The sequence below is a fragment of the Deltaproteobacteria bacterium genome (genome assembly GCA_019308995.1).
Lineage (GTDB): Bacteria > Desulfobacterota > Desulfarculia > Adiutricales > JAFDHD01 > JAFDHD01.
Genome location: JAFDHD010000007.1, coordinates 38,047 through 59,354, shown reverse-complemented (window position 1 = coordinate 59,354; position 21,308 = coordinate 38,047). Strand labels below are relative to the sequence as shown.

Annotated in this window: 23 protein-coding genes; 21 read left to right on the top strand and 2 right to left on the bottom strand. The window is 53.7% G+C overall.

What is annotated here, in order from left to right; translation table 11 throughout:
* The first annotated feature begins 3 nt into the window (after nt 1-3).
* The 10 genes from JRI95_02760 to JRI95_02715 all read left to right on the top strand — a co-directional run bounded on the left by JRI95_02760 (nt 4) and on the right by JRI95_02715 (nt 8,555).
* The gene (locus JRI95_02760; GenBank protein ID MBW2060465.1) at nt 4-219 is read left to right on the top strand and encodes a hypothetical protein; all 216 of its coding nucleotides are present in this window, start codon (nt 4-6) and stop codon (nt 217-219) included.
* Complete coding sequence (locus JRI95_02755) at nt 216-1,643, top strand: cobyrinate a,c-diamide synthase (protein MBW2060464.1); 1,428 nt, start codon at nt 216-218, stop codon at nt 1,641-1,643. Before JRI95_02760 ends, JRI95_02755 begins: the two co-directional genes overlap by 4 nt.
* Nucleotides 1,633-2,265, top strand: a complete 633-nt coding sequence (locus JRI95_02750) for a HEAT repeat domain-containing protein (GenBank protein ID MBW2060463.1) — start codon at nt 1,633-1,635, stop codon at nt 2,263-2,265. Before JRI95_02755 ends, JRI95_02750 begins: the two co-directional genes overlap by 11 nt.
* 213 nt (nt 2,266-2,478) lie before the next feature.
* Nucleotides 2,479-3,015 (top strand): RsbRD N-terminal domain-containing protein, encoded by a 537-nt coding sequence (locus JRI95_02745; protein MBW2060462.1) that lies wholly within the window; start codon nt 2,479-2,481, stop codon nt 3,013-3,015.
* A 35-nt stretch (nt 3,016-3,050) separates the two neighbouring features.
* Nucleotides 3,051-4,055 (top strand): sulfate reduction electron transfer complex DsrMKJOP subunit DsrM, encoded by a 1,005-nt coding sequence (gene dsrM / locus JRI95_02740; protein MBW2060461.1) that lies wholly within the window; start codon nt 3,051-3,053, stop codon nt 4,053-4,055.
* 5 nt (nt 4,056-4,060) lie between these two features.
* On the top strand, nt 4,061-5,680 hold the full coding sequence (locus tag JRI95_02735; protein MBW2060460.1) for a (Fe-S)-binding protein: 1,620 nt from the start codon (nt 4,061-4,063) through the stop codon (nt 5,678-5,680).
* Nucleotides 5,673-6,050 carry a sulfate reduction electron transfer complex DsrMKJOP subunit DsrJ gene (gene dsrJ, locus JRI95_02730; GenBank protein ID MBW2060459.1) on the top strand — a complete coding sequence of 126 codons (378 nt, stop codon included), beginning with the start codon at nt 5,673-5,675 and terminating at the stop codon, nt 6,048-6,050. The genes JRI95_02735 and dsrJ overlap by 8 nt, the downstream gene beginning before the upstream one ends.
* Nucleotides 6,050-6,820 (top strand): 4Fe-4S dicluster domain-containing protein, encoded by a 771-nt coding sequence (locus JRI95_02725; GenBank protein ID MBW2060458.1) that lies wholly within the window; start codon nt 6,050-6,052, stop codon nt 6,818-6,820. Before dsrJ ends, JRI95_02725 begins: the two co-directional genes overlap by 1 nt.
* A gap of 7 nt (nt 6,821-6,827) precedes the next feature.
* Entirely contained in the window at nt 6,828-7,985 is a 1,158-nt protein-coding gene (gene nrfD / locus JRI95_02720; protein MBW2060457.1) for a polysulfide reductase NrfD, read from the top strand.
* A 381-nt stretch (nt 7,986-8,366) separates the two neighbouring features.
* Entirely contained in the window at nt 8,367-8,555 is a 189-nt protein-coding gene (locus tag JRI95_02715; GenBank protein ID MBW2060456.1) for a 4Fe-4S binding protein, read from the top strand.
* An 88-nt stretch (nt 8,556-8,643) separates the two neighbouring features.
* On the opposite strand, the gene mazG is transcribed toward JRI95_02715, so the two are convergent.
* Nucleotides 8,644-9,444, bottom strand: a complete 801-nt coding sequence (gene mazG / locus JRI95_02710; protein MBW2060455.1) for a nucleoside triphosphate pyrophosphohydrolase — start codon at nt 9,442-9,444, stop codon at nt 8,644-8,646.
* A gap of 4 nt (nt 9,445-9,448) precedes the next feature.
* Nucleotides 9,449-10,045, bottom strand: a complete 597-nt coding sequence (locus JRI95_02705) for a CvpA family protein (GenBank protein ID MBW2060454.1) — start codon at nt 10,043-10,045, stop codon at nt 9,449-9,451.
* A 189-nt stretch (nt 10,046-10,234) separates the two neighbouring features.
* Between JRI95_02705 and JRI95_02700 the strand changes: the two genes are divergently transcribed.
* The 11 genes from JRI95_02700 (at nt 10,235) to JRI95_02650 (ending at nt 21,224) form a co-directional block, all read left to right on the top strand.
* Entirely contained in the window at nt 10,235-10,660 is a 426-nt protein-coding gene (locus JRI95_02700; GenBank protein MBW2060453.1) for a YjbQ family protein, read from the top strand.
* A gap of 14 nt (nt 10,661-10,674) precedes the next feature.
* Nucleotides 10,675-11,640: a PhoH family protein gene (locus JRI95_02695; protein MBW2060452.1), complete on the top strand. Its 966-nt coding sequence runs from the start codon at nt 10,675-10,677 to the stop codon at nt 11,638-11,640.
* Nucleotides 11,641-11,713: 73 nt separating this feature from the next.
* Nucleotides 11,714-14,140 (top strand): HDIG domain-containing protein, encoded by a 2,427-nt coding sequence (locus JRI95_02690; protein MBW2060451.1) that lies wholly within the window; start codon nt 11,714-11,716, stop codon nt 14,138-14,140.
* The gene (gene ybeY / locus JRI95_02685) at nt 14,040-14,477 is read left to right on the top strand and encodes an rRNA maturation RNase YbeY (protein ID MBW2060450.1); all 438 of its coding nucleotides are present in this window, start codon (nt 14,040-14,042) and stop codon (nt 14,475-14,477) included. The genes JRI95_02690 and ybeY overlap by 101 nt, the downstream gene beginning before the upstream one ends.
* Nucleotides 14,478-14,565: 88 nt before the next feature.
* Nucleotides 14,566-15,288 (top strand): pyridoxine 5'-phosphate synthase, encoded by a 723-nt coding sequence (locus tag JRI95_02680; GenBank protein ID MBW2060449.1) that lies wholly within the window; start codon nt 14,566-14,568, stop codon nt 15,286-15,288.
* A 103-nt stretch (nt 15,289-15,391) separates the two neighbouring features.
* The gene (gene acpS / locus JRI95_02675; GenBank protein MBW2060448.1) at nt 15,392-15,772 is read left to right on the top strand and encodes a holo-ACP synthase; all 381 of its coding nucleotides are present in this window, start codon (nt 15,392-15,394) and stop codon (nt 15,770-15,772) included.
* Nucleotide 15,773: 1 nt separating this feature from the next.
* Nucleotides 15,774-17,318 carry an NAD(P)H-hydrate dehydratase gene (locus JRI95_02670; protein MBW2060447.1) on the top strand — a complete coding sequence of 515 codons (1,545 nt, stop codon included), beginning with the start codon at nt 15,774-15,776 and terminating at the stop codon, nt 17,316-17,318.
* A 65-nt stretch (nt 17,319-17,383) separates the two neighbouring features.
* On the top strand, nt 17,384-17,836 hold the full coding sequence (gene tsaE / locus JRI95_02665) for a tRNA (adenosine(37)-N6)-threonylcarbamoyltransferase complex ATPase subunit type 1 TsaE (GenBank protein MBW2060446.1): 453 nt from the start codon (nt 17,384-17,386) through the stop codon (nt 17,834-17,836).
* A gap of 18 nt (nt 17,837-17,854) precedes the next feature.
* Nucleotides 17,855-19,081: an aspartate kinase gene (locus JRI95_02660; protein ID MBW2060445.1), complete on the top strand. Its 1,227-nt coding sequence runs from the start codon at nt 17,855-17,857 to the stop codon at nt 19,079-19,081.
* Complete coding sequence (locus tag JRI95_02655) at nt 19,082-20,665, top strand: citramalate synthase (protein ID MBW2060444.1); 1,584 nt, start codon at nt 19,082-19,084, stop codon at nt 20,663-20,665.
* The gene (locus JRI95_02650; GenBank protein MBW2060443.1) at nt 20,622-21,224 is read left to right on the top strand and encodes a helix-hairpin-helix domain-containing protein; all 603 of its coding nucleotides are present in this window, start codon (nt 20,622-20,624) and stop codon (nt 21,222-21,224) included. The genes JRI95_02655 and JRI95_02650 overlap by 44 nt, the downstream gene beginning before the upstream one ends.
* Nucleotides 21,225-21,308 lie beyond the last annotated feature (84 nt).

The window sequence follows — 21,308 nt, the reverse complement described above, 5'->3', positions numbered from 1 at the left end:
GGCATGAATCCCGAAGACTTGAAACAAGAAGTCTTCATTTTGGTGGCTGAGAGCCATAAGAAGATAAAACCCGGCGACCTGGCCAGAACCCTGGCCAGGTCGCTTAAGGTTGATAAAAGGCAAGTGAAAGAGGCCATCTCCGTACTGGTCTCAGAAGGAAAGCTTGTTTACACATATAGTGGACACACCTGGTTGGAACTCCCTTCGGACAAAGAGTGAACGTATCCTACCCTCGTTTAGCGGTCGCGGCCCTTAGGGGCGGCGGCGGCAAAACGACCATTTCCATGGGCCTGCTGGCCGCCTGGCGAAGTAAAGGCCGCCGCCTCGTGCCTTTTAAAAAAGGTCCTGACTATATTGACGCCGGCTGGTTGGCCCGCGCGGCTCAATTTCCCTGTTTTAATCTAGACGCCTACCTCATGACCGCCGAAAAGGTGATGCAGTCATTTACCGGCCGGGTTGGACGCGATCTGGACGGCGCTTTAATCGAAGGAAACCGCGGCCTCTATGACGGGACTGATGAGGCGGGGACTAATTCCACCGCCGCCCTGGCCAAGCTTCTTGGCGCGCCCGTGGTCCTGGTCGTGGACTGCACCAAGGCCACCCGAACCCTGGCCGCGGTGGTGCTGGGATGTCTGCACTTTGATCCCGCGGTGCACATCGGCGGGGTGATTCTCAACCAGGTGGCCACTTCCAGGCAGGAGGCCCTGGTCAGATCCACCATTGAGGCCGAGACCGGTCTGTCCATTCTTGGCGCCGTCCCCAGGGCCAGGGATCAGTTTTTGCCAGAACGCCACCTGGGCTTGATCCCGCCGCAGGAACATCCTGCGGGAGGGGTCGTTATTAAGACCCTGGCGGATTTAGCCCAAAAACACCTGGACCTGGAACGGTTATGGGAGTTAGCCCTCAGCGCTCCGGACCTTGATTACTCACCCGGCCTCTGGCCCGGACCAGCCCCTGAACCTCGGGGCCAGGTCAAGATCGGGGTCATTCGGGATTCGGCCTTCCAGTTTTATTACCCGGAGAATCTAGAACTTCTGGAGCGGCTGGGCGCACAGCTGGTCACTTTCTCAGCTCTGTCCATGGCTGTCATGCCAGAGGTTGACGCGCTCTACCTGGGCGGAGGCTTCCCTGAAACTCACGCGGAAATTCTGGCGGGTAACGAAGGTCTGCGCCGGGAGCTTTACCGGGCTGCTGCTGCCGGCCTGCCCATTTACGCTGAGTGCGGCGGCTTGATGTACCTGGGCCGGGAGATGGTGGTCAAGGAGAAGACCTATCCCATGGCCGGCGTGTTTCCGGTGACCTTCGGGCTGGAAAGTCGGCCACAGGGTCACGGTTATACGATTCTGAAGGCTGTGAAGTCCAACCCTTTCTATGCGGCAGGCCATGAACTGGTTGGTCACGAATTTCATTACTCGCGGCCTTTGAAATACGAGCCATCTGAGGTGAATCTTGTCTTCGAGGTCCGGCGGGGTTACGGATTTGATCGAGGACTGGACGGGCTGGCCGTTAATAACGTTCTCGGGACTTATACCCACCTGCACGCCTTGGGAACGACCCGCTGGGCCGAGGCGCTCATTGACCTGGCGTTCAAACATAAGGAAGCTGTGAGCAGACCTCAAAGGAAAGCGGCTCATGAGCCTTAAATCTGAGGTTTACAAACTGCTGGCAAAGAACGACCGGGAAGGGTTTCTCACCCTTTTAGCCCGGGATCGCCGGGTCGTTGGGGCTGTCAACCGGCTGCTTTTCGATACTGAGGAACTGATGCGCTGGCGAGCGGTTACAGCCATGGGCTGGGTGGCCCGGGAGGATCCTTTTTTGTTGGAGAAAGTTATTGCCCGGCTGATCTGGACGATCAATGACGATTCTGGCAGCATCGGCTGGTCCGCGCCCGAAGCCTTGGGCGAAATTTGCGTAAATGACCCGGACCTGGTGGAGGACTTTTTCCCGATCGTGATTTCAAAAATTGAGAAGGAAGTCTTCCGGAGAGGCTCACTCTGGGCCATCGCGCGGGTCACCCCGGTTCGTCCCGACCTGGTCGAGGAGGCCGGTGATTTGGTGCTTGATTGTCTGAACGATCCTGATTCTGGCGCGCGGGGCCTGGCCTGCTGGTGCCTGGGCCGCATGACGTGGGTTGAGGCTGAGGATGATCTTAAGGGCTTGGTCGAGGATCAGGGACGCTTCTTGCTTTATGAGGGTAAAAGGCTCGAGACCAGGATTGTCGGGGATCTGGCTCAAGCGGCCCTCGAAGCCCGGCAGGCCGATTGAAAGAGGCCGGTCCGGGCTGGGCTTGAAGGCCTTGCGTTTAAACAAGATGGCCCCCCGGAGCTTTTTTCGGGTTGACGTATTTAAAGGTATATGATATCAATGCCGCTGAGTGCGACCGCTGTTTATTCCCGGCCAGCGGGGAGTGCGCGGCTTGAAACAGATGAGTCGTGGGGCAGTGGTATCTTTTTTCAAACCCCATAGGAAATTTTTCACATGGACCTAGAAAACCTTTTAGCGGAAAAACGGTCTGGCATAATTAAAAAGTGGTTTGCCTTGATCGCGGATACGTATTCGGTTGAGATGTCCAAATTCATGAAAAAGAAGAAAAACCGCTTTGCCGACCCGGTAGGGTATACGGCTTCGACGCAAATAGAAGCCATATTTGACGCGCTTCACAGGCAGGCCGAGCCTGATGAGCTCTCCGCCTGTCTTGACAAGATTATTAGGATCAGGGCTGTTCAGGACTTTTCACCTTCTGCGGCCCTTGACTTCATCTTCCTGCTCAAACAGGTAATCAGGGCGGAGCTGGATGAAGAGGTCCAGGATAAGCGGATCTCTGAGGAGTTGCTTGAACTTGAATCCCGAATTGACGATTTAGCCCTGCTCGCCTTTGACGTGTATATGTCCTGTCGTGAGAAAGTTCACAAGATCAAGATAAAAGAGCTTCAAATGAACAGGCTAGACTTGATCACGGGGCATGGCCCGAGGCGCGGGACAATGTCAAAAAAGCCGGGAGCTGGCGGGAGTTAGCCTGAAAGCCTTACATAATAATGAGGTAACAAAGTATGAACGTCGCTTTTTCACTTTTCGCGGTTGTTGTCATCGGTTTGATTCCCTGGATCGGAACGACGGCGGTGAACCTCAAATATCTTTTTGGGATTATCATCCCGTACGCTGCTGTCATTATTTTTATCTTAGGTATCGTTTACCGGATGGTAATATGGGGCAAGTCTGCCGTGCCGTTTCGCATCCCCACTACCAGCGGCCAGCAGAAGTCTCTTCCCTGGATCAAGCGGAACAGAATTGAAAATCCCAGCAATCTCTTGGAAGTAATCATCCGCATGGCGCTGGAGGTTTTAGTTTTCCGGTCGCTGTTCAAGCTGACCAGGTCTGAATTGAAAGAGGGCCCGAGGCTTGCTTATGGTGGGTTTCCATGGCTCTGGCTAGCGGGCCTGGTTTTTCATTATGCTTTTTTGACCGTGATTATAAGGCACTTAAGGTTTTTCTTAGATCCGGTGCCTTTTTTTATTCCCTGGCTCGAGACCGTGGACGGGCTTATGGAAGTGGGGCTGCCCGTATGGATGATGAGCGGTGTTGCCTTGATTGCAGCCATAAGCTATCTCTTTGTGCGCCGGGTCGTGGTGCCGCAGCTCAGGTACATCTCTCTCGCCTCAGATTATTTTCCTCTCTTTCTGATCTTTTGCATCGCGGGTAGCGGCATTCTGATGAGGTATTTCTTCAAGGTAGATGTCATCAGCGTCAGAGAGCTGGCCGTCAGCCTGGCCGGCCTGCATCCCAAGCTGCCTGAAAACGGTATCAGCGGGGTGAGCTATCTATTTTACATCCACCTGTTTTATGTCAGTGTTTTAATTGCCTATTTCCCATTCAGTAAGCTGATGCACAGCGGAGGGATTTTCTTGAGTCCCACCAGGAACCTGGCAAATACTAACCGGGCCATCAGGCATATCAATCCCTGGAATTACCCGGTTAAGGTCCATACCTACCAGGAGTATGAGGACGATTTTAGAGAGCTAATGAAAGAGGCTGACATACCAGTAGAAAAGGATTGAACAAAATGGCAGATGAAATTCCTGCACCAGAAGAACTAGCCAAGATAGACTATACACCTCCACGCACGGGATGGATGGATACGCCTGCGGAATTCAAAACAGGCAGTTTTTGCTATCCTACCAAGCCCCAGTCCCTGGAAATCCTTGATCTCCCGAATCCAAGGGAATGGTCGCCCACCGATGAGGACTGGAAGCTTCCGGACAACTGGAAAGAGATCATCCTCGACGGTTTTGAAGACCGATTGGGTAAATTTCGGACCCTAAGGCTTTTTATGGATATTTGCGTCAGGTGCGGCGCCTGCGCGGACAAATGCCAGTTCTTTCTCGGCTCCGGCGATCCTAAAAATATGCCTGTCCTCAGGGGTGAGCTTCTCAGGTCGGTCTATAAATACCATTTCACCAAATCGGGCAAAGTACTAGGGAAGCTGGTCGGCGCCAGGGAGCTCACCATGGACGTGGTCAAGGAGTGGTTCGATTACTTCTACCAGTGCACCGAATGCCGGCGTTGTTCGGTCTTCTGCCCCTATGGCATTGATACGGCGGAAATCACCATCCTGGGCCGGGAACTCCTGACCGAGGTCGGCTGCAATATCAACTGGATCCTCGAACCGGTTGCGAACTGCTTTTTGACCGGGAATCACCTCGGGCTCAAGCCGCACACCTTCAAAGACAATATCATGTATATGGTTGAGGATATCGAAGAGGTCACCGGCCTCAAGATTGAGCCGACCTTCAATCGCAAAGGCGCTGAGATTCTTTTCATCACGCCCTCCGGAGATGTCTTCGCAGATCCGGGCATCTACACCCTTATGGGTTACATCATGCTCTTCGAGTATCTCGGGCTTGATTACACCTGGAGCACCTATGCCTCGGAAGGCGGAAACTTCGGCCTGTTCACCTCGCATGAGGCCATGAAAAGGTTAAACGCCAAGATGTATGCTGAAGCCGAGAGACTGGGGGTCAAATGGATTCTCGGCGGTGAATGCGGCCACATGTGGCGCGTCGTCAACCAGTACATGGATACCATGAACGGCCCGGCAGATTTCTTAGAGGTGCCGGTTTCCCCGATTACTGGAACGAGGTTCGACAACACCGCTTCAACCAAGATGGTTCATATCACTGAATTTACAGCCGATCTGATCAAGCACAACCGGCTGGAACTGGACCCGAGCCGCAATGACCACCTGAAGGTCACCTTCCATGACTCCTGCAATCCTGCCAGGGCCATGGGGCTTCTTGAGGAGCCGCGATACATAATCAAAAATATCTGCAATAATTTTTATGAAATGCCAGAAAACACCATCAAGGAGCAGACATTCTGCTGTGGAGGCGGGGCCGGTCTGAATACAGAGGAATACATGGAGATGAGATTGCGGGCCGGTTTCCCCAGGGCCAATGCCGTGGACTATGTCCATCAAAAATACGGCGTGAATATGCTAGCCTGCATTTGCGCCATTGACAGAGTGACTCTCCCACCCTTGATGGAATACTGGGTTCCTGAGGTCGGTGTCTGCGGCATTCACGAACTGTTGGGCAACGCGCTCATAATGAAGGGCGAAAAGAAGAGAGAACTTGATCTCAGGCGCGAACCCCTTGGAGAGATGGAGGATGAAGAGGATGTATGATGGAGGCAAGATTACGGCCGGGCTCGTTATCTTTCTCATCCTGATAACGTTTCCGTTCTGGTATAACCGGGGGAAGGCCTCGACTACACCGGAGCGCCCCTACCCCAAGGACCAGAAAGCGTGCGTGGAGGCGACGAATTATATGAAGGCTTCCCACATGCAGCTTTTGAATAATTGGAGAGACAACGTCGTCCGTGTTGCCAACCGAATCTATACCAATAAAAATGGCAAGACGTTTAAAATGAGTCTGACCGATACCTGTTTGGACTGCCATACCAGCAAGGCTGATTTTTGTGACAAGTGTCACAACTATCTGGGGGTCTTACCTTATTGCTGGGATTGCCATTTGACGGAAAAGGGGAAAACGTGATGGAAAGCAGCAGAAGAAAATTCCTGAAAATAGCCGGGCTGTCCGTGCTGGGAGTGGGTGCCAAGCCTGTTTTAGATTCACTCGTCCAGGCAGGTGAGCCAACCTACGCCACGGATCAGGAGGCCCTGGAAGGGACACACTGGGCCATGGTCGTTGATATGAAGAAGTGCAGAGACGACTGTCGTGACTGCATTACTGCCTGCCACCGCGGTCACAATGTCCCGGAAATAAATAATGCTAAGCATGAGATAAAATGGATCTGGAACGAAGACTTCAAACATGCCTTCCCGACCCAGGAGCATGAACATTTGGCCGAGCGTTTAGAGCGCCAGCCTTTTATGGTGCTCTGCAACCACTGCGACAATCCTCCTTGTGTCAGGGTTTGCCCGACACAGGCGACATTTAAGCGGAAAGAGGACGGGGTTGTCATGATGGACTTCCATCGCTGCATTGGATGCCGTTTTTGTATGGCCGCCTGTCCCTATGGTTCAAGGAGCTTCAACTGGTTTAATCCGCGGAACTATCTGGATGATACTAATCCAGATTTCCCGACCAGGGCCAAGGGTGTGGTGGAGAAATGCAATTTCTGCGCCGAAAGACTTGCTATCGGTAAGATTCCATTATGTGTGGAGGCATGTAAGGAGAAGGCCCTGGTCTTTGGTGACCTGGACGACCCCAACTCCGAGGTCAGAAAAATCCTGAGGGAGCGGTTCTCGATTCGGCGCAAACCAGGTCTTGGAACCGGACCAAATATTTTTTATGTAATATGAGGTCGCTATGCTAGAAAAACCTTTGTTCGGAAGCAAAAAATATTACGGGTGGATGACCGCTTTAATAGCCTTAATCGGAGTGGGAGTTATCTGCTTTCTCTACCAGCTTTATGTTGGCTTAGGTACTACTGGCATGAGCCGGGACGTTTCCTGGGGGATTTACATCGCCCAGCTCATCTTCCTGGTGGGCGTGGCCGCCTCGGCGGTCATGGTCGTCCTGCCTTACTACCTGCATAATTACAAGGAGTTCGGCCGCATAACCATCCTGGGCGAATTCCTGGCTGTCTCCGCGATCTTGATGTGCATGCTGTTCGTCTTCGTGGACCTGGGCCGGCCTTTCAGGCTTTTAAATATCTTCCTCTATCCCACGCTCAATTCTATCATGTTCTGGGATGTCATGGTCCTGAATGGATATCTCCTGCTCAATATCGTAATCGGCTGGATTACACTATCCGCTGAGCGGAAAGGGATTCGGCCCCCGCGCTGGATTAAACCGCTTATTTATCTCTCAATTCCCTGGGCCATCAGCATCCATACTGTAACCGCTTTTCTCTTCGCCGGCCTCCCCGGGCGAGGTTACTGGCTCACAGCCATCATGGCGCCCCGCTTTCTAGCCTCCGCCTTTGCCGGCGGGCCGGCCCTTCTCATCATCCTGTCACTTATCATCAGAAGGTTTACCAAGTTCGACCCAGGCACCAAAGCCATTCAAATGCTGGCCAGGATCGTGACCTACGCCGCCATTGTAAACGTCTTTTTCTTTTTCCTTGAAGTTTTTACCGTGTTCTACAGCCAGATACCGGAGCACATGGACCATTTTAAATACCTCTTCTTCGGCCTCGAGGGCCACGGTATCCTCAGGCCGTACATGTGGGCCTCCATGTCGCTCGCCTTCGTGGCCATCCTGCTCCTCATTCTTCAGCAGGTGCGCCATAATGAAAGGTTATTAGGCCTGGCCTGCGTAATGATCTTTATCTCCATCTGGATTGATAAGGGACTCGGGATTATCTCGGGCGGTTTTGTTCCCAATCCCATGCACCAAGTGACCGAGTACTCTCCCACGGTTCCTGAGCTTTTCATCACCCTGGGAGTGTATGCCATTGGTTTTACGGTTTTAACCGTGCTTTACAAGATAGCCGTGGCAGTCAAGGAGGAGGTCAGGGCCTAGGGTTCAGCTTCTCAACGATCACTCCAAAGGGCTTGTTTCACCGGAGACAAGCTCTTTTTCCTGTTAAAATATTTATAATATCAACCAGATGAGTTATTTAATCGAGGAACTTTTTTGTCCTTGACAATCTCAATTCTCCTGTTGTAAAAGTCATGAGTCAACTTTGACCTGCATTCAGGCTTGGAAGTCTTGAGAATTCTCGGTCTGAATGAAGCTTGAAGTTGATACCCGGCTGAATTGTCAGATGATAGGGCCAAGGTTTGAGTTCAAGTCAATTAGACCAATGCCTTAAAGGATTTGCGAGTTCACCTGCAAGGAGGCTGTCGAAAGGATCCTGGTCTGGCTAGTACATTTATTAACTTGTAAGGAGGTAAATTGAATATGGCTTGGCAAGTAGAAGTGGATAAAGAAAAATGTGTCGGATGTGAGGAATGTGTGGAAGTATGCCCGGTGGACGTCCTTGAATTGGTAGATGGAAAGGCTGAGCCGGTCAACGTGGACGAGTGTTTAGGGTGTGATTCCTGTGTGGAGGTCTGTGAGGAAGACGCCATTACGGTGACTGAAACCTAATCCGCTCATCATATACCCCAAATCCTCAGGGCGCCAATCTGAATCGGGTTAGCGCCTTTTTTTTGTTTTTCCGGCGCCTTGATCGCCATCACAGGCCTTTGGCCTTTGCCTCCTCCCATATCTGGTCCATCTCGGCCAGGGTTGCCTCTTCAAGCCTTTGTTTTCGGGCGGCCAGCTTCTCTTCTATGTAATCAAAACGTTTTTGAAAACGGTTGTTGGCAGCCTGCAGGGCCTGCTCGGCGTTAACTTTCAGGTGACGGGTCAGATTGGTCAGTGTGAAGAGAACGTCTCCCAGTTCCGCTGACACCCGGCTCTGATCCTGTGCGCTGACTGCCTCTTTCAGCTCGACAATTTCCTTTTCCAGGGTCTCAAGGACCTGAGCAGGTTGGCTCCAGTCGAAACCGACCCGGCCGGCCCGTTCACTCAAGCGATGGGCCCGCATTAGGGCTGGGAGGTTTTGAGGGACGCTGGACAAGTACGGGCCAGGCCGTTTTTGTGCCTGTTTCAGTTCATGCCATTTTCTCTTGACTTCACTCGCCCGGTTCAGGGTCTCGGCTTCGCCAAAAACATGCGGGTGACGCTGAACGATCTTATCGGCCGCCGCATTCAGGACCTCCTCCAGATCAAACTGTTCCGCGGCCTCATAAAGACGGCTCATAAAAGCAAGCAGAAAGAGACAGTCTCCCAGTTCCTCTTTGATAGCCGGAATGTCTCCTTGCTCAATCGCGGCCAGGAGCTCATAAGTTTCTTCGAGCAGGTACGATTTCAGTGTAGCTGGTGTTTGTTCCCTGTCCCAGGGACACCCCTGCTTCGGATCGAGAAGGCTCTCAAGGATCCTGCTGATCCGTTTCAGGGGAGGCATGGCGCTAGTCATGTTTCTCTGGTTCAATTCTTTAAGGACGCCGGGCTGGTACCTTTTTTGGTAATTTCAGGCCGCCTTTCGATTTGGTAAGATCAATAAGATCGCCTTCCAGCTTCTGAGGCAGCTTCTTTTTCTCAAGATCCAAATACTTTTCCAGGTCGGCTGGAATCAGTTTTAGCATGCTAGTCGTAACGAAGCGAAGGTAGGGCCGTGTCAGAGATTCGCGCAGGATGGTTGAATTTGATTCGATAAAGCCGGATACAACGAGTAATAAAAGAGAGGCCAGGATGATGCCTTTGGCAAAGCCCACCACTCCGCCGAGCAGGATGTTGATGGGTTTTGCCATTGTGACTTTGACGAACCTGTCCAGGATTAAAGCCAGGACTATAATGATAATATAAACGGCCAGGAAGAGGGAAAGGAAGCTTAAGACCAGGAGGTTCCGGTAAGAGAGGTTTTGGAAAAATTGTTCGAGCAAGTCGGCTGTCTGAGGATAATACAGGATAGCCAGAAAAAAGGCGATCAGAAGGCCCACGATGGTAAAAATTTCTTTAATAAACCCTCGAATGAGACCTTTGAGAAAAAAGAAACAAAGGATGACCAGAATGGCGATGTCAATGCCGTTCATTTTTATCTGCCTGCCGAGGAGAGGTTATTTGATAATAACCAGATCCAGACGGCCCGTCAAGATGTTTCGACCCGGGCCTGGCAAACTCGAAACATAGGTCCAGAGCGCTTTTTTGGCGGTGAAAGAATGGGCTTGCACTTGGACAGAAGAATGTGCTAAAGAGACCGCCTATAGAGGTGGTTGGCGAAGATGCAGGCCAAAAGTTATGAACTGCTTTTAAAAACCTCAGCCCGGACCGACATTATTGATTTGACCGGTCAGGTTCAGGAGAAACTGGCCGAAAGTGAGATAACCAGCGGGATTCTGGTGGTCTTTGTTCCGGGTTCGACAGCTTCTGTAACGACCATTGAGTACGAAAGCGGCGTTCTCAACGACCTGGCCCGGACCATTGAGCGGCTGGCTCCTGAAGGCATGGATTACGAGCATGACCTGCGCTGGGGTGATGGGAACGGGTATTCCCATGTTCGGGCCGCCTTGCTCAAGCCTTCATTATCCATCCCCGTGACTGAAGGAAGTTTGGCCCTCGGTACCTGGCAGCAGATCGTGCTGCTTGATTTTGATAACCGCCCGCGAGAACGGCGCGTCTTGATCCAGATCCTGGGCGAAGGTGTTTAACGTTGAATTTACACATGAGTGAAGGCCCCACCGATCCTCCCGATAAACTTACTTTCCCGGATACGCTTCTGGCCAGGGCTTTATTTGGTGAACATGAAAAGCACCTCAAGTTTATAGAGGCTGAGGTCGGCCTTAAGATTCACACCCGGGGAAGCACGGTGTACCTGGAGGGCGACCCGATTGAGGTCGGCCTGGCGCGCAGAATTCTAAGTGAACTCTACGAACTGCTCAAGGACGGCTACCCGCTCTACCCTCAGGACGTGGATTACGCTGTCCGCATCCTGATGAGCGGGGAGAAAGTCAGCCTGAAGGAGATATTTCTGGACACCGTCTTTATCGCGGTCAACAAAAGCGTCATCACCCCCAAGAGCCTGACTCAAAAACATTACACCGAGGCTATTCGGAAGCAGGACATCGTCTTCGGTATCGGCCCGGCCGGCACAGGTAAGACCTACCTTGCCATGGCCATGGCTGTGGCGGAGCTGACCGCGGGCTCTATTCACCGCATCATCCTGGCCAGGCCCGCGGTGGAGGCGGGCGAAAAGCTGGGCTTCCTGCCAGGTGACCTTTACGAGAAGGTTAATCCCTACCTGAGACCGCTTTACGATGCCCTGCACGACATGATGGACTTTGAACAGGCCTCGCGCCTTATTTCCAAAGGAGCGATCGAGGTGGCGCCGCTGGCCTTCATGCGAGGCCGCACCTTGAACGATTCATTTGTCATCCTCGACGAGGCGCAGAATACGACCAGTGAACAGATGAAGATGTTCCTGACCCGCCTCGGTTTTACCTCAAAAGCGGTCATTACCGGAGATATAACCCAGATAGACCTGCCCGAAGGCAAGGCCTCCGGACTCATCGAGGCCGCTCAGATTCTATCTGGTATCGGAGGTATCGCCTTTATATATTTTTCCGAAAAGGACGTGGTCAGGCATCGCCTCGTTAGAGATATAATCAAGGCTTATGATAACTTTGAATAAAACAGCCCCCAGACCGTCAGGAAAGGACAGGCTGAAAAAGAATAATCACGCAGCGGTTGAGAGGGAGGGAAAGGTGAGCCGTCTCCTGCTGCATGTCCCGGGCCTCCAGATCAAGGGAACCGCCCGGCGGAACAAAGCTAAGCAAGGGCCTCTGGTCAACCCGGTCCTGCTGCGCCTCTGCCTCATGCTTTTACTGGCGCTGTTTTTAGCCCTCCTGGCCTTCCCGGGGCTTTCTCCGCGAGAGATAGAGATGCAAGTCGGAGACGTCGCCGACCGGGACATCAAGGCCGATCAGGACCTGATGATTCTGGATCAGGCCTCGACCGTGGCCAAAAGAGCGGCGGTCAGTCGTAATTCCTTACCGATCTTCGATTTGGATGATCAGGCCGCTTCCCGTGCTCGTGAACTGGTAAGCAGCGTCTTTACCCAGGGTCGTTACCTCTACCAGTCCTTTTCTGCGGATGCCCCTCCGGCGCCCGGTGACATTACGGCCAAGCCTGATGCCCAGACATTGAGTCTGTTTAAAAAGCGATTCAATGCCGCCTTTGGCTTGGACCCTAAAAGTAAAGCCTTTAACTCCTTTTCCCAGATAAAATTCTCTCTTCAGTCTGAAAAGGCTGTTATCCAATTGGTGACTGAACTTCTGGAGCGAGGCATTGTGGCTGACCAGGACCTGCTTGCGGCCCCGGAAGATAAAGGGGTCATCGTCCGTCATATTTTCTCGAAGCGGGAAAAGACGTATTCAAGTCTGAGTTCCTTCCTGAGCTTAAGACAGGCTCAGCAAATGGTTATGGCCCGGGCTCTTCTGTACCGGGATGATTTCAAGCCCGGCCAGATCAAGGCCATGGTTGCCTTAGCCCGCTCGATTCTCCAGCCCAATATGAGGCCGAACCAGGCGGAAACAGCGAAACGCCGACTGGAAGCGGTTCGTGAGGCCGCGCCGGTCTTTTTCCAGGTCAAGCGCGGCGAGATGATCATCCGCGAAGGAGAGAGGGTTGATTTACTGGCCAGACAGAAGCTTAAGGCCCTTTCCCGCGCCAGCGCCGAGTTTGACGGGTTTTTCCGCCTTGGCGGTGTTTTCCTTCTAGCCCTGATCTTTTTAGCTGTGATCTATACTGCCAGCTTCAAGAGCTTCACCGGGACACGCCTGAAGGACAAAGACCTTATTTTTCTGACCTTCCTTCTGGCGGTCAGTCTGGTCCTGGCCGAAGCGGCTTCCATGGTTGGTACGGCTCTGGTCAGGGGAGGTGTCGGACTCGGAGAGAATACGCTCCTTTACCTGATGCCGCTGGCGGCCGGAGGAATGGTGGCGGCCATTTTTCTGCGGCCGTTTTTAGCCGTTCTTTATGCCATTGCCATCTCCACATTAACCGGGCTTTTATCAGGCAGCTTTGTTCTGTCCTTTTATTATCTTGTCGGGGCAATCGTGGGGCTGGCCTCGGTGGGCCGCGTTCATGAACGCGGGGCGATTGTCCAGTCAGGAATCCTGGTCGGCCTGGTTAACGCCGGGATCCTGCTCGGTCTGAGTTTATATAATGAAACTTCTCTATCATCCCAAATGCTGATTGATATGGGGGCAGGGCTGCTGAATGGGCTTTTAGCCGGCATTATCGTCACCGGCCTGACCCCCCTTATTGAGATGATTTTCCGTTACACCACGGACATCAAGCTCATGGAACTGGCTAATCTGGACCGCCCTATCCTCAGAGACTTGATGGTTCAGGCTCCGGGGACATACCATCACTCTATTATCGTTGGGGTCATGGTCGAAGCGGCGGCGGAGACTATCGGGGCCAATCCTCTTCTGGCCAAAGCCAGCGCCCATTACCATGACATCGGGAAGTTGAAAAAACCCCTTTATTTCGTGGAAAACCAGGTTTCCGGGCATAATAAACATGAGAAACTGGCGCCATCCATGTCCAGCCTGATCCTTATTTCTCACATCAAGGACGGGGTGGAGCTGGCCAGGCGGAACAGGCTCGGCCAGGATATCATTGACATTATCCAGCAGCACCATGGCACCAGCCTCATCACCTACTTCTACCAGAAGGCCCGGGACGGTCAGAGTGAGGCTCACCCTCAAATCGAGGTCGAGGACTACCGTTATCCCGGACCCAAACCTCAAACAAAGGAAGCTGGCCTGGTTCTTTTGGCAGATAACGTGGAGGCTGCCTGCCGAACTCTGGTAGAGCCTGCGCCGGCTCGTATTCAAGGCATGGTCCAAAAGATCATCAACAACGTCTTTTCTGACGGTCAGCTTGATGAGTGCGAGCTGACGCTCAAGGATTTACATCTTATCGCCAACATCTTCAACAAGATCCTGACAGGTATTTTCCACCGCCGGATCGAGTACCCCGAACTAGCGGCTCAAGAGATGCCTCAACAGCCCAGGGCGGCCAATGGCTATAGATATAAGCAATCGCCAAAAGATTCTCCCGATAAAGATCAAACGATTAACGGCGCAGGCCAGGAAGATCTTAGACGCCTTGGGATATTCTGAGGCTGAGCTTTCCCTTGTCCTGGTGGATGACGCCGAGATCAGCCGGCTCAATAAAGAATATCTCAACCGTGAAGGCCCGACGAATGTCATCTCCTTTGCCATGAAAGAAGGATCTTTCAGCCAGATTAATCCCGAGCTCCTCGGGGATGTGGTCATGTCCGTGGAAACAGCCGCCGCTGAGGCGGAGAAGGGAAGATTGACTCTGGAAGAGATGTTGGATTTCTACCTGATTCATGGTATTCTGCATCTAGTCGGCTATGATCATGAGGGGTCGCCAAAGGAGGCCGCTCGGATGGAGGCCAAGAGCAAAGAAATGTGGCGGACATTAGGCTACTAGAGCGGTTGCCTTCGGCCCGCTTATTATCCCGAAGCACTTGGCCTTTCAAGGCACCAGGTGCATTTTTTTGGAAAGAGAGGAAAAAGCAGTGGCTTTATTATCGGTAAATGTGGATCATGTGGCTACCCTTCGACAGGCCAGAGGGATTGATGAACCCGACCCTGTCGCCGCCGCCGCTCTGGCCGAGCTGGCCGGGGCTGACGGGATTATCGTTCATCTGCGGGAAGACCGGCGGCACATTCAGGATCGTGATGTCAATCTGCTCCGGCAGACCGTCAAGACAAAACTCAACCTGGAGATGGCTGCCACTGAAGAGATGATCAGGATCGCCGCGGAGATTAAGCCGGAGATGTCCACCCTGGTTCCGGAAAAGAGAGAAGAACTGACAACTGAAGGCGGCCTCGATGTAGCGGGCCGTGAAAAAGAGATGGCCCGGGCCGTGACGGCCTTGCAGGAGGCGGGCATTCTGGTCAGCCTTTTCATTGACGCCGATTCGAAGCAGGTCGAAGCAGCCAAGGCCGCGGGCGCCAATTTCGTAGAGATCCACACCGGTCATTACGCCGACGCCAGGAACGAGGCAGAGGCGACTCGTTTTTTTTCCAGCGTCGCCGAGGCAATCAAGCTGTCCGTTGCCTTGGGTCTGAGGGTTAACACCGGTCATGGTCTTAATTACACTAATATAAAAAGGTTTGTTGGCCTGGAAACCAAGGCTGAGGAGTACTCCATCGGTCATAGCATCATCTCGCGGGCCGTTCTGGTTGGCATTGAACGGGCGGTCCGTGAAATGGTGGAGCTGGTTCGGCCTCTCTAGACTCAGCAGGAGAAATGCAAAATTAAGAGACCATTGAAAAGGACATGCCCCGGGTTCACCTTTGAACGGAGCTTAATTTCAGCTGCTTTTTTTCGGGTTTAAAATGATTTATGGAATTGGAGTGGATTTAATCGAAATCGAAAGGATTGCTCGGGCCTGGGGGCGCTGGGGGGTGCGTTTTGAGAAGCGGCTCTTTACTCCGGCCGAAATTGAGGCCTGCCGTTCGCGTCCCCGCTCGGCTGCATGTCTGGCCATGCGCTTTGCAGCCAAGGAAGCCTTTTCCAAGGCCGTGGGCCTGGGCTTAAGGAGCAGTGAACTCCTGTGGCGCGATATCGAGGTTCAGCATAACGCCCGAGGCAAACCTTTTCTGGCCCTGTCCGGCACCGCCGCTCAGGTCGCCCGCAAGGTCAAACTCAAAGCCAGCCATCTTTCCCTGACTGATGAGGCAGGCCTGGCCCAGGCTTTCGTGGTAATCGAGGTTTGAGATGCAGTTTGTCACCGCCGCAGAGATGAGACGTATTGATGAAAAGACGATCAAGGAGTGCGGTTTGCCTGGCGCGGTGTTGATGGAGAACGCCGGACGGGGCGCGGCCGTTCTGGCGCAGGAGCATTTTGGCCGGCTGGCGGGACGCGAGGTGGCCGTGATCTCCGGGAGAGGCAATAACGGCGGAGATGGATTCGTTATGGCCCGCGTCTTCCACGGCTGGGGGGCCCGGGTTCGAGTTTACCTTCTCGGCCGTCGAGATCAGGTCACAGGTGAGGCGCAGACAAACCTGGAGATCGTCTTCAGGATGAACCTGGAGGTCATTGAAGTCCAGGAGGAGTCTGACCTGGATCGTATTGATTTATCAGGCGTTGATTTAATCGTGGACGCTATTTTGGGAACCGGGTTGAATGCGGAAGTCAGGGGTATTTACCGGGAGGTCATTCATCGCATCAACGGCGCCGGTCGGACCGTGGTGGCGGTGGACGTGCCTTCGGGTTTGGATTCGGATACAGGCGGCATCTGGGGCGCAGGGGTGCGGGCCGATCTGACCGTGACCTTCGGCCTGCCCAAGGCTGGCCTTTTTTTACCTCCAGGCGAAGAATTCGTCGGGCAGTTAGAAGTGGTAGATATCGGAATTCCGCCGCATGTCCTGGCTGAGATCGGCCCGGCCTCAGAGCTTCTGCTTGAGGATACTCTGAAAGGGCTGCTTAAGCCCAGGGCCCGGGATGGACATAAGGGGCATTACGGTCATGTCCTGATCGTGGCCGGTTCCACCGGCAAGACCGGGGCCGCGGCCATGGCTGGCCTGGCGGCGGCTCGCAGCGGAGCCGGTTTGACTACCCTGGCCGTGCCTCAGAGCCTCAACGCTATTCTGGAACAAAAGGTGACAGAGGTGATGACCGAACCGCTGCCCGAGGCTGAACCGGGATTCCTGGCCCCCCAGGCCCTGGATCGTGTTCTGGAATTAGCCGAAGGCAAGTCTGCCTTAGCGCTGGGGCCGGGGTTGTCCGCGCGGCCCGGCGCGATTGAAGTGGTCAGAGGCCTGGTCGAACATTGTGAGCTACCGCTGGTTATAGACGCTGATGGGCTGAACGCTTTAACCGGGGCCGTGAATCTGTTGAAAAAGGCCAGACGTGAAGTCACGCTCACGCCGCACCCCGGTGAGATGTCTCGTTTGGCAGGGCTGTCCGTGAGCCAAATCCAGGCCAGCCGCCTCAAAACAGCCGTGGATTTTAGTAAAACCCACGGGGTCATCCTGGTACTAAAGGGCTACCGCACCGTTATCGGGGCGCCTGACGGCCGGGTCTTCCTGAATACCACCGGCGGGCCGCATATGGCCTCCGGAGGCATGGGAGATATCCTGACCGGTATAGTGGTCGGCCTGATTTCCCAGGGGTTGTCCGTGCTGGATGCTTCACGCCTGGGTGTCTTTGTTCACGGCCTGGCTGCAGATGAGGCCGCGGCCGCCAAAGGCTCGGTCGGACTGCTGGCCTCGGACCTGCTGGCCTGGCTGCCCGGGTTATGGAGCAGGTTTATCGCTTGACCTGAACATAAACTTGCAGAGATTCTGTCACCCGGCTGGGCTTGAAAGTGGAAGCAACATTTTTCTTGGCCTCACCAGAAGAGACCCGACGTCTGGGTTATCTTCTGGGAAGGCGCCTCGGTCCAGATTCAGTCGTGGCGCTGGTAGGTGACCTCGGGGCTGGCAAAACCTGCCTGATCCAGGGTCTGGCTCAGGGCCTGGAAGTGCCTGAGGATTACGTGGTGGCCAGCCCCAGTTTTACCCTGGCCCATGAGTATCCCGGGCGTGTGCCTTTTTACCACCTGGATGTCTACCGGCTGGAAGGCTTTGATTTTTATGAGACCGGGCTTGATGAATATTTCACGCGCCAGGGGGTGGTCGCGGTAGAATGGGCGGATAAAATAAAAAACACACTCCCTCGGCCTTACCTGGAGGTAGAGCTTCACCTTGTCGAATCTGGAGGCAGGCGGGCCGTTTTGCGCGGTCAGGGCGAAGATTACAGGCAAATCATCAAGAAGATCAAGGAACAGTGGAACTAAGAAACCAAGGATAAGATCATGGCCTTAATTGTTCAGAAATTTGGCGGAACTTCGGTGGCGGACCTTGATTTGATTCGCAAGGTGGCTCAGCGGGTTATTCATACCAAAAAAAATGAAGGCCACCAGGTCGTCGTTGTTCTTTCCGCCATGGCCGGAGAAACCGACCGTCTGCTGGATATGGCCGGCGATATTTCCACAAAGCCTGATGCCCGGGAGGTGGATGTTCTTATCTCCACGGGCGAGCAGGTCTCGGTGTCTCTTTTTTGCATGGCCGTCCGCGACCTGGGCTATAAGGCCCGGTCGCTCTTGGGTTTCCAGGCCAGGATCATGACCAATGACCTGTACGGCCAGGCTAGAATTCAGGACATTGATGTCAGCCGCATACGCGATCTGCTGGACCGAGGCTATATCGTGGCGGTGGCTGGCTTTCAGGGACTCGATGAACGCGGCAACATTACCACCCTGGGCCGGGGAGGCTCGGACACCACAGCCGTGGCCCTGGCGGCAGCGCTTAAGGCTGATATCTGTGAAATCTTCACCGATGTGAACGGAGTGTACACCACCGATCCCAATATCTGCGCGGAGGCGCGCAAGCTGGACCGCGTATCTTACGAGGAGATGCTGGAGATGTCCAGCCTCGGGGCCAAAGTCATTGAAATTCGCTCCGTCGAGTTTGCAATGAAGTTCTGCGTGCCCCTCCACATCCGACACTCCCAGATAGACGAGCCAGGAACTCTAATCGTCAAGGAGGATGAGACCATGGAAAAAATAACCATTTCGGGCGTGGTTTATAATCGCAATGAGGCTCGGATTACCGTAACTAGGGTTCCTGACAAGCCCGGTATGGCGGCCGCCCTTCTAACCCCTGTCTCTGACGCGGGTATCGTGGTTGACATGATCATCCAGAACACCAGCATCGAAGCCGAAGGCGCCACAGATTTTTCTTTTTCCGTCCCTAAAAACGATTTTGAGCGGTCAATGAGCCTGGTGCGGGACGTGGCCAAAGAAATAGGAGCTGAAAAAGTCCTGGGGGACGATTCCATCGCCAAGATATCCCTGGTCGGCGTCGGTATGCGGAATCACACCGGCGTGGCGACAAAGATGTTCGAGGCCCTGGCCAGGGAAGGCATCAATATCCTGATGATCAACACGTCTGAGATAAAGATCTCCTGCGTTATTTCCGAGAAGTACATCGAGTTGGCAGTGCGGGCGGTTCATGCCGCCTTTGGATTGGATAAAGAATAAATGAAAAGAATAGAGATATACGACACGACCCTCCGGGACGGCGCGCAGGCAGAGACCGTAACCTTTACCCTGGAAGACAAGGTCCGCATCACCGAGCGCCTGGATCACTTCGGCGTGGACTATGTGGAAGGCGGCTGGCCGGGCTCCAACCCCAAAGACATGGCTTTCTTCAAAGAAATGAAGAAGCGGACTTTAAAACATACCAAGGTTGTAGCCTTTGGGAGCACACACAACCCTAAAGGCAGCCCGGAAAAAGACACCAATTTAAAGGCATTGATCAGGGCCGGGACCGAGGTGATGACCATTGTCGGTAAGTCCTGGGATGTGCACGTTAAGGACGCCCTGCGCATCAACCTCAAGCGCAATCTCGAAATCATCGAACATTCCCTGAGTTTTCTCCGTCCCAAGGCCGGGCTTCTTTTTTTTGACGCCGAGCATTTTTTTGACGGCTGCAAGTACAATCAGGAGTATGCTTTCAAGACCCTCGAAGCCGCCCGGGCCGGCGGAGCCGACTACTTTATTTTGTGCGACACCAACGGCGGGGCCTTGCCCGGTGAGATAGAAGGCATAGTCAAGGAAGCGCGGCGAAAATACCCCGGGATTCCGCTGGGGATCCATGCACATAACGACGCCGAACTGGCCGTGGCCAATTCACTGGCCGCGATCGAGGCCGGGGCGATTCAAGTTCAAGGAACGATTAACGGATTAGGAGAACGCTGCGGCAATGCCAACCTGTGCTCCATCATCCCGGCCCTGACCCTCAAGATGGGCTTGAACTGCCTGGTTGAAGGCGGTCTGCCTCAACTCCATGATGTCAGTCGTTTGGTCAGCGAACTGGCGAACATCCAGCCTAACTCTTTTCAGCCGTATGTCGGCCGGAGCGCCTTTGCCCATAAGGGAGGCATTCATATCAGCGCCGTGAAGCGCAACCCGGAGACCTATGAACATATATCCCCGAATGCGGTTGGAAATGTCCAGCGCATTCTGGTCTCCGATCTGTCGGGCAAGAGCACCATCTTGCACAAGGCCATGCAGTACGGACTGGATATAAATTCAAAAGACCCCGTGGTTCTTCAAATTCTTAAAGAGCTTAAAGAATTGGAAGCCCAGGGATTCCAGTTCGAAGGGGCCGAAGGATCGTTCGAGCTGCTCATGAACCGGGCCCTGGGCGCCCACAAAAAATATTTCGAACTGCTGGGATTCAGAGTCATTATCCAGAAAATAAAAGAAGAGGAGCCCACCCAGGCCGAAGCGACCATTATGGTCAAAGTCGGGGGTAAGATCGAACATACCGCAGCAGTGGGCAACGGCCCGGTGAACGCCCTGGACAACGCCATCCGCAAAGCGCTGGAAACATTCTATCCTGAGTTGTCCCGCATGAGTCTCGAAGACTACAAGGTTCGGGTTCTGCCAGCATTGGGACGAGGCACAGGAGCCAAAGTCCGGGTCCTGATCGAATCCGGAGACCGGCACGAAAAATGGGGAACAGTTGGGGTCTCCCACGACATTATTGAAGCCAGTTGGCAGGCCCTGGTTGACAGTGTCAACTACAAACTCCACCGCGATGAAAAAAGGGGAAAGTAGTTTCCCTCGCCAGGAAATGAACTATAACCAGGTTCGGGCGTTAATGCTGTTGGCCCTTGGGCTCATTATCTTGGGTTGGGCCTTTGACTGGTGGGGGCAGCCGCAAATAGGCGCGCTTCCCTTTGAAAAAGATTCCGTCTGGATAGAGGTGGTCGGCCCGCAAACGAACTCCCGGGTTCTGGGTTTCCCGGCCTCCCCTTCTTTGGGTCAGGTGCTTGAAGCGGCCGGACTTCCATCCGGCCCGGATATCCCGAATCCAACGCTTGAGAACAAGACCAAGGTCTTGATAGTCAGGCAGGGTCCAGACGATTTCAAGATTGTCTTGCAGCCCATGTCCTCCGCAACTCTTCTGGGCCTGGGCCAGAAGCTGAACATTAACCAGGCTGCCTGGCGCGACCTGACCTTACTGCCCGGGATCGGAAAGGTCGCAGCCGCTCGCATTCACGCCGCGCGTCAAAAACACGGCTCCTTAACCGGGTTTGATGATCTCATGCACATCAAAGGCATTGGGCCTGAAACGGTCAGGAAACTCAGGTTATATGTCGCCTTTGAGGATTAGGCCTTGGAATTAGGCCTTGGAAATCTGTTTTTTATTCGGCGGCCGGAGTATGATTGTTCAAACTTTTTTCTAAATGAAGAGGTG

Coding starts and splice junctions, on each gene's coding strand:
- JRI95_02760 (MBW2060465.1), top strand. CDS start 4: ATGAATCCCGAAGACTTGAAACAAGAAGTCTTCATTTTGGTGGCTGAG.
- JRI95_02750 (MBW2060463.1), top strand. CDS start 1,633: ATGAGCCTTAAATCTGAGGTTTACAAACTGCTGGCAAAGAACGACCGG.
- JRI95_02745 (MBW2060462.1), top strand. CDS start 2,479: ATGGACCTAGAAAACCTTTTAGCGGAAAAACGGTCTGGCATAATTAAA.
- dsrM (MBW2060461.1), top strand. CDS start 3,051: ATGAACGTCGCTTTTTCACTTTTCGCGGTTGTTGTCATCGGTTTGATT.
- JRI95_02735 (MBW2060460.1), top strand. CDS start 4,061: ATGGCAGATGAAATTCCTGCACCAGAAGAACTAGCCAAGATAGACTAT.
- dsrJ (MBW2060459.1), top strand. CDS start 5,673: ATGTATGATGGAGGCAAGATTACGGCCGGGCTCGTTATCTTTCTCATC.
- JRI95_02725 (MBW2060458.1), top strand. CDS start 6,050: ATGGAAAGCAGCAGAAGAAAATTCCTGAAAATAGCCGGGCTGTCCGTG.
- nrfD (MBW2060457.1), top strand. CDS start 6,828: ATGCTAGAAAAACCTTTGTTCGGAAGCAAAAAATATTACGGGTGGATG.
- JRI95_02715 (MBW2060456.1), top strand. CDS start 8,367: ATGGCTTGGCAAGTAGAAGTGGATAAAGAAAAATGTGTCGGATGTGAG.
- JRI95_02705 (MBW2060454.1), bottom strand. CDS start 10,045: ATGAACGGCATTGACATCGCCATTCTGGTCATCCTTTGTTTCTTTTTT.
- JRI95_02700 (MBW2060453.1), top strand. CDS start 10,235: ATGCAGGCCAAAAGTTATGAACTGCTTTTAAAAACCTCAGCCCGGACC.
- JRI95_02695 (MBW2060452.1), top strand. CDS start 10,675: ATGAGTGAAGGCCCCACCGATCCTCCCGATAAACTTACTTTCCCGGAT.
- ybeY (MBW2060450.1), top strand. CDS start 14,040: ATGGCTATAGATATAAGCAATCGCCAAAAGATTCTCCCGATAAAGATC.
- acpS (MBW2060448.1), top strand. CDS start 15,392: ATGATTTATGGAATTGGAGTGGATTTAATCGAAATCGAAAGGATTGCT.
- JRI95_02670 (MBW2060447.1), top strand. CDS start 15,774: ATGCAGTTTGTCACCGCCGCAGAGATGAGACGTATTGATGAAAAGACG.
- JRI95_02660 (MBW2060445.1), top strand. CDS start 17,855: ATGGCCTTAATTGTTCAGAAATTTGGCGGAACTTCGGTGGCGGACCTT.
- JRI95_02655 (MBW2060444.1), top strand. CDS start 19,082: ATGAAAAGAATAGAGATATACGACACGACCCTCCGGGACGGCGCGCAG.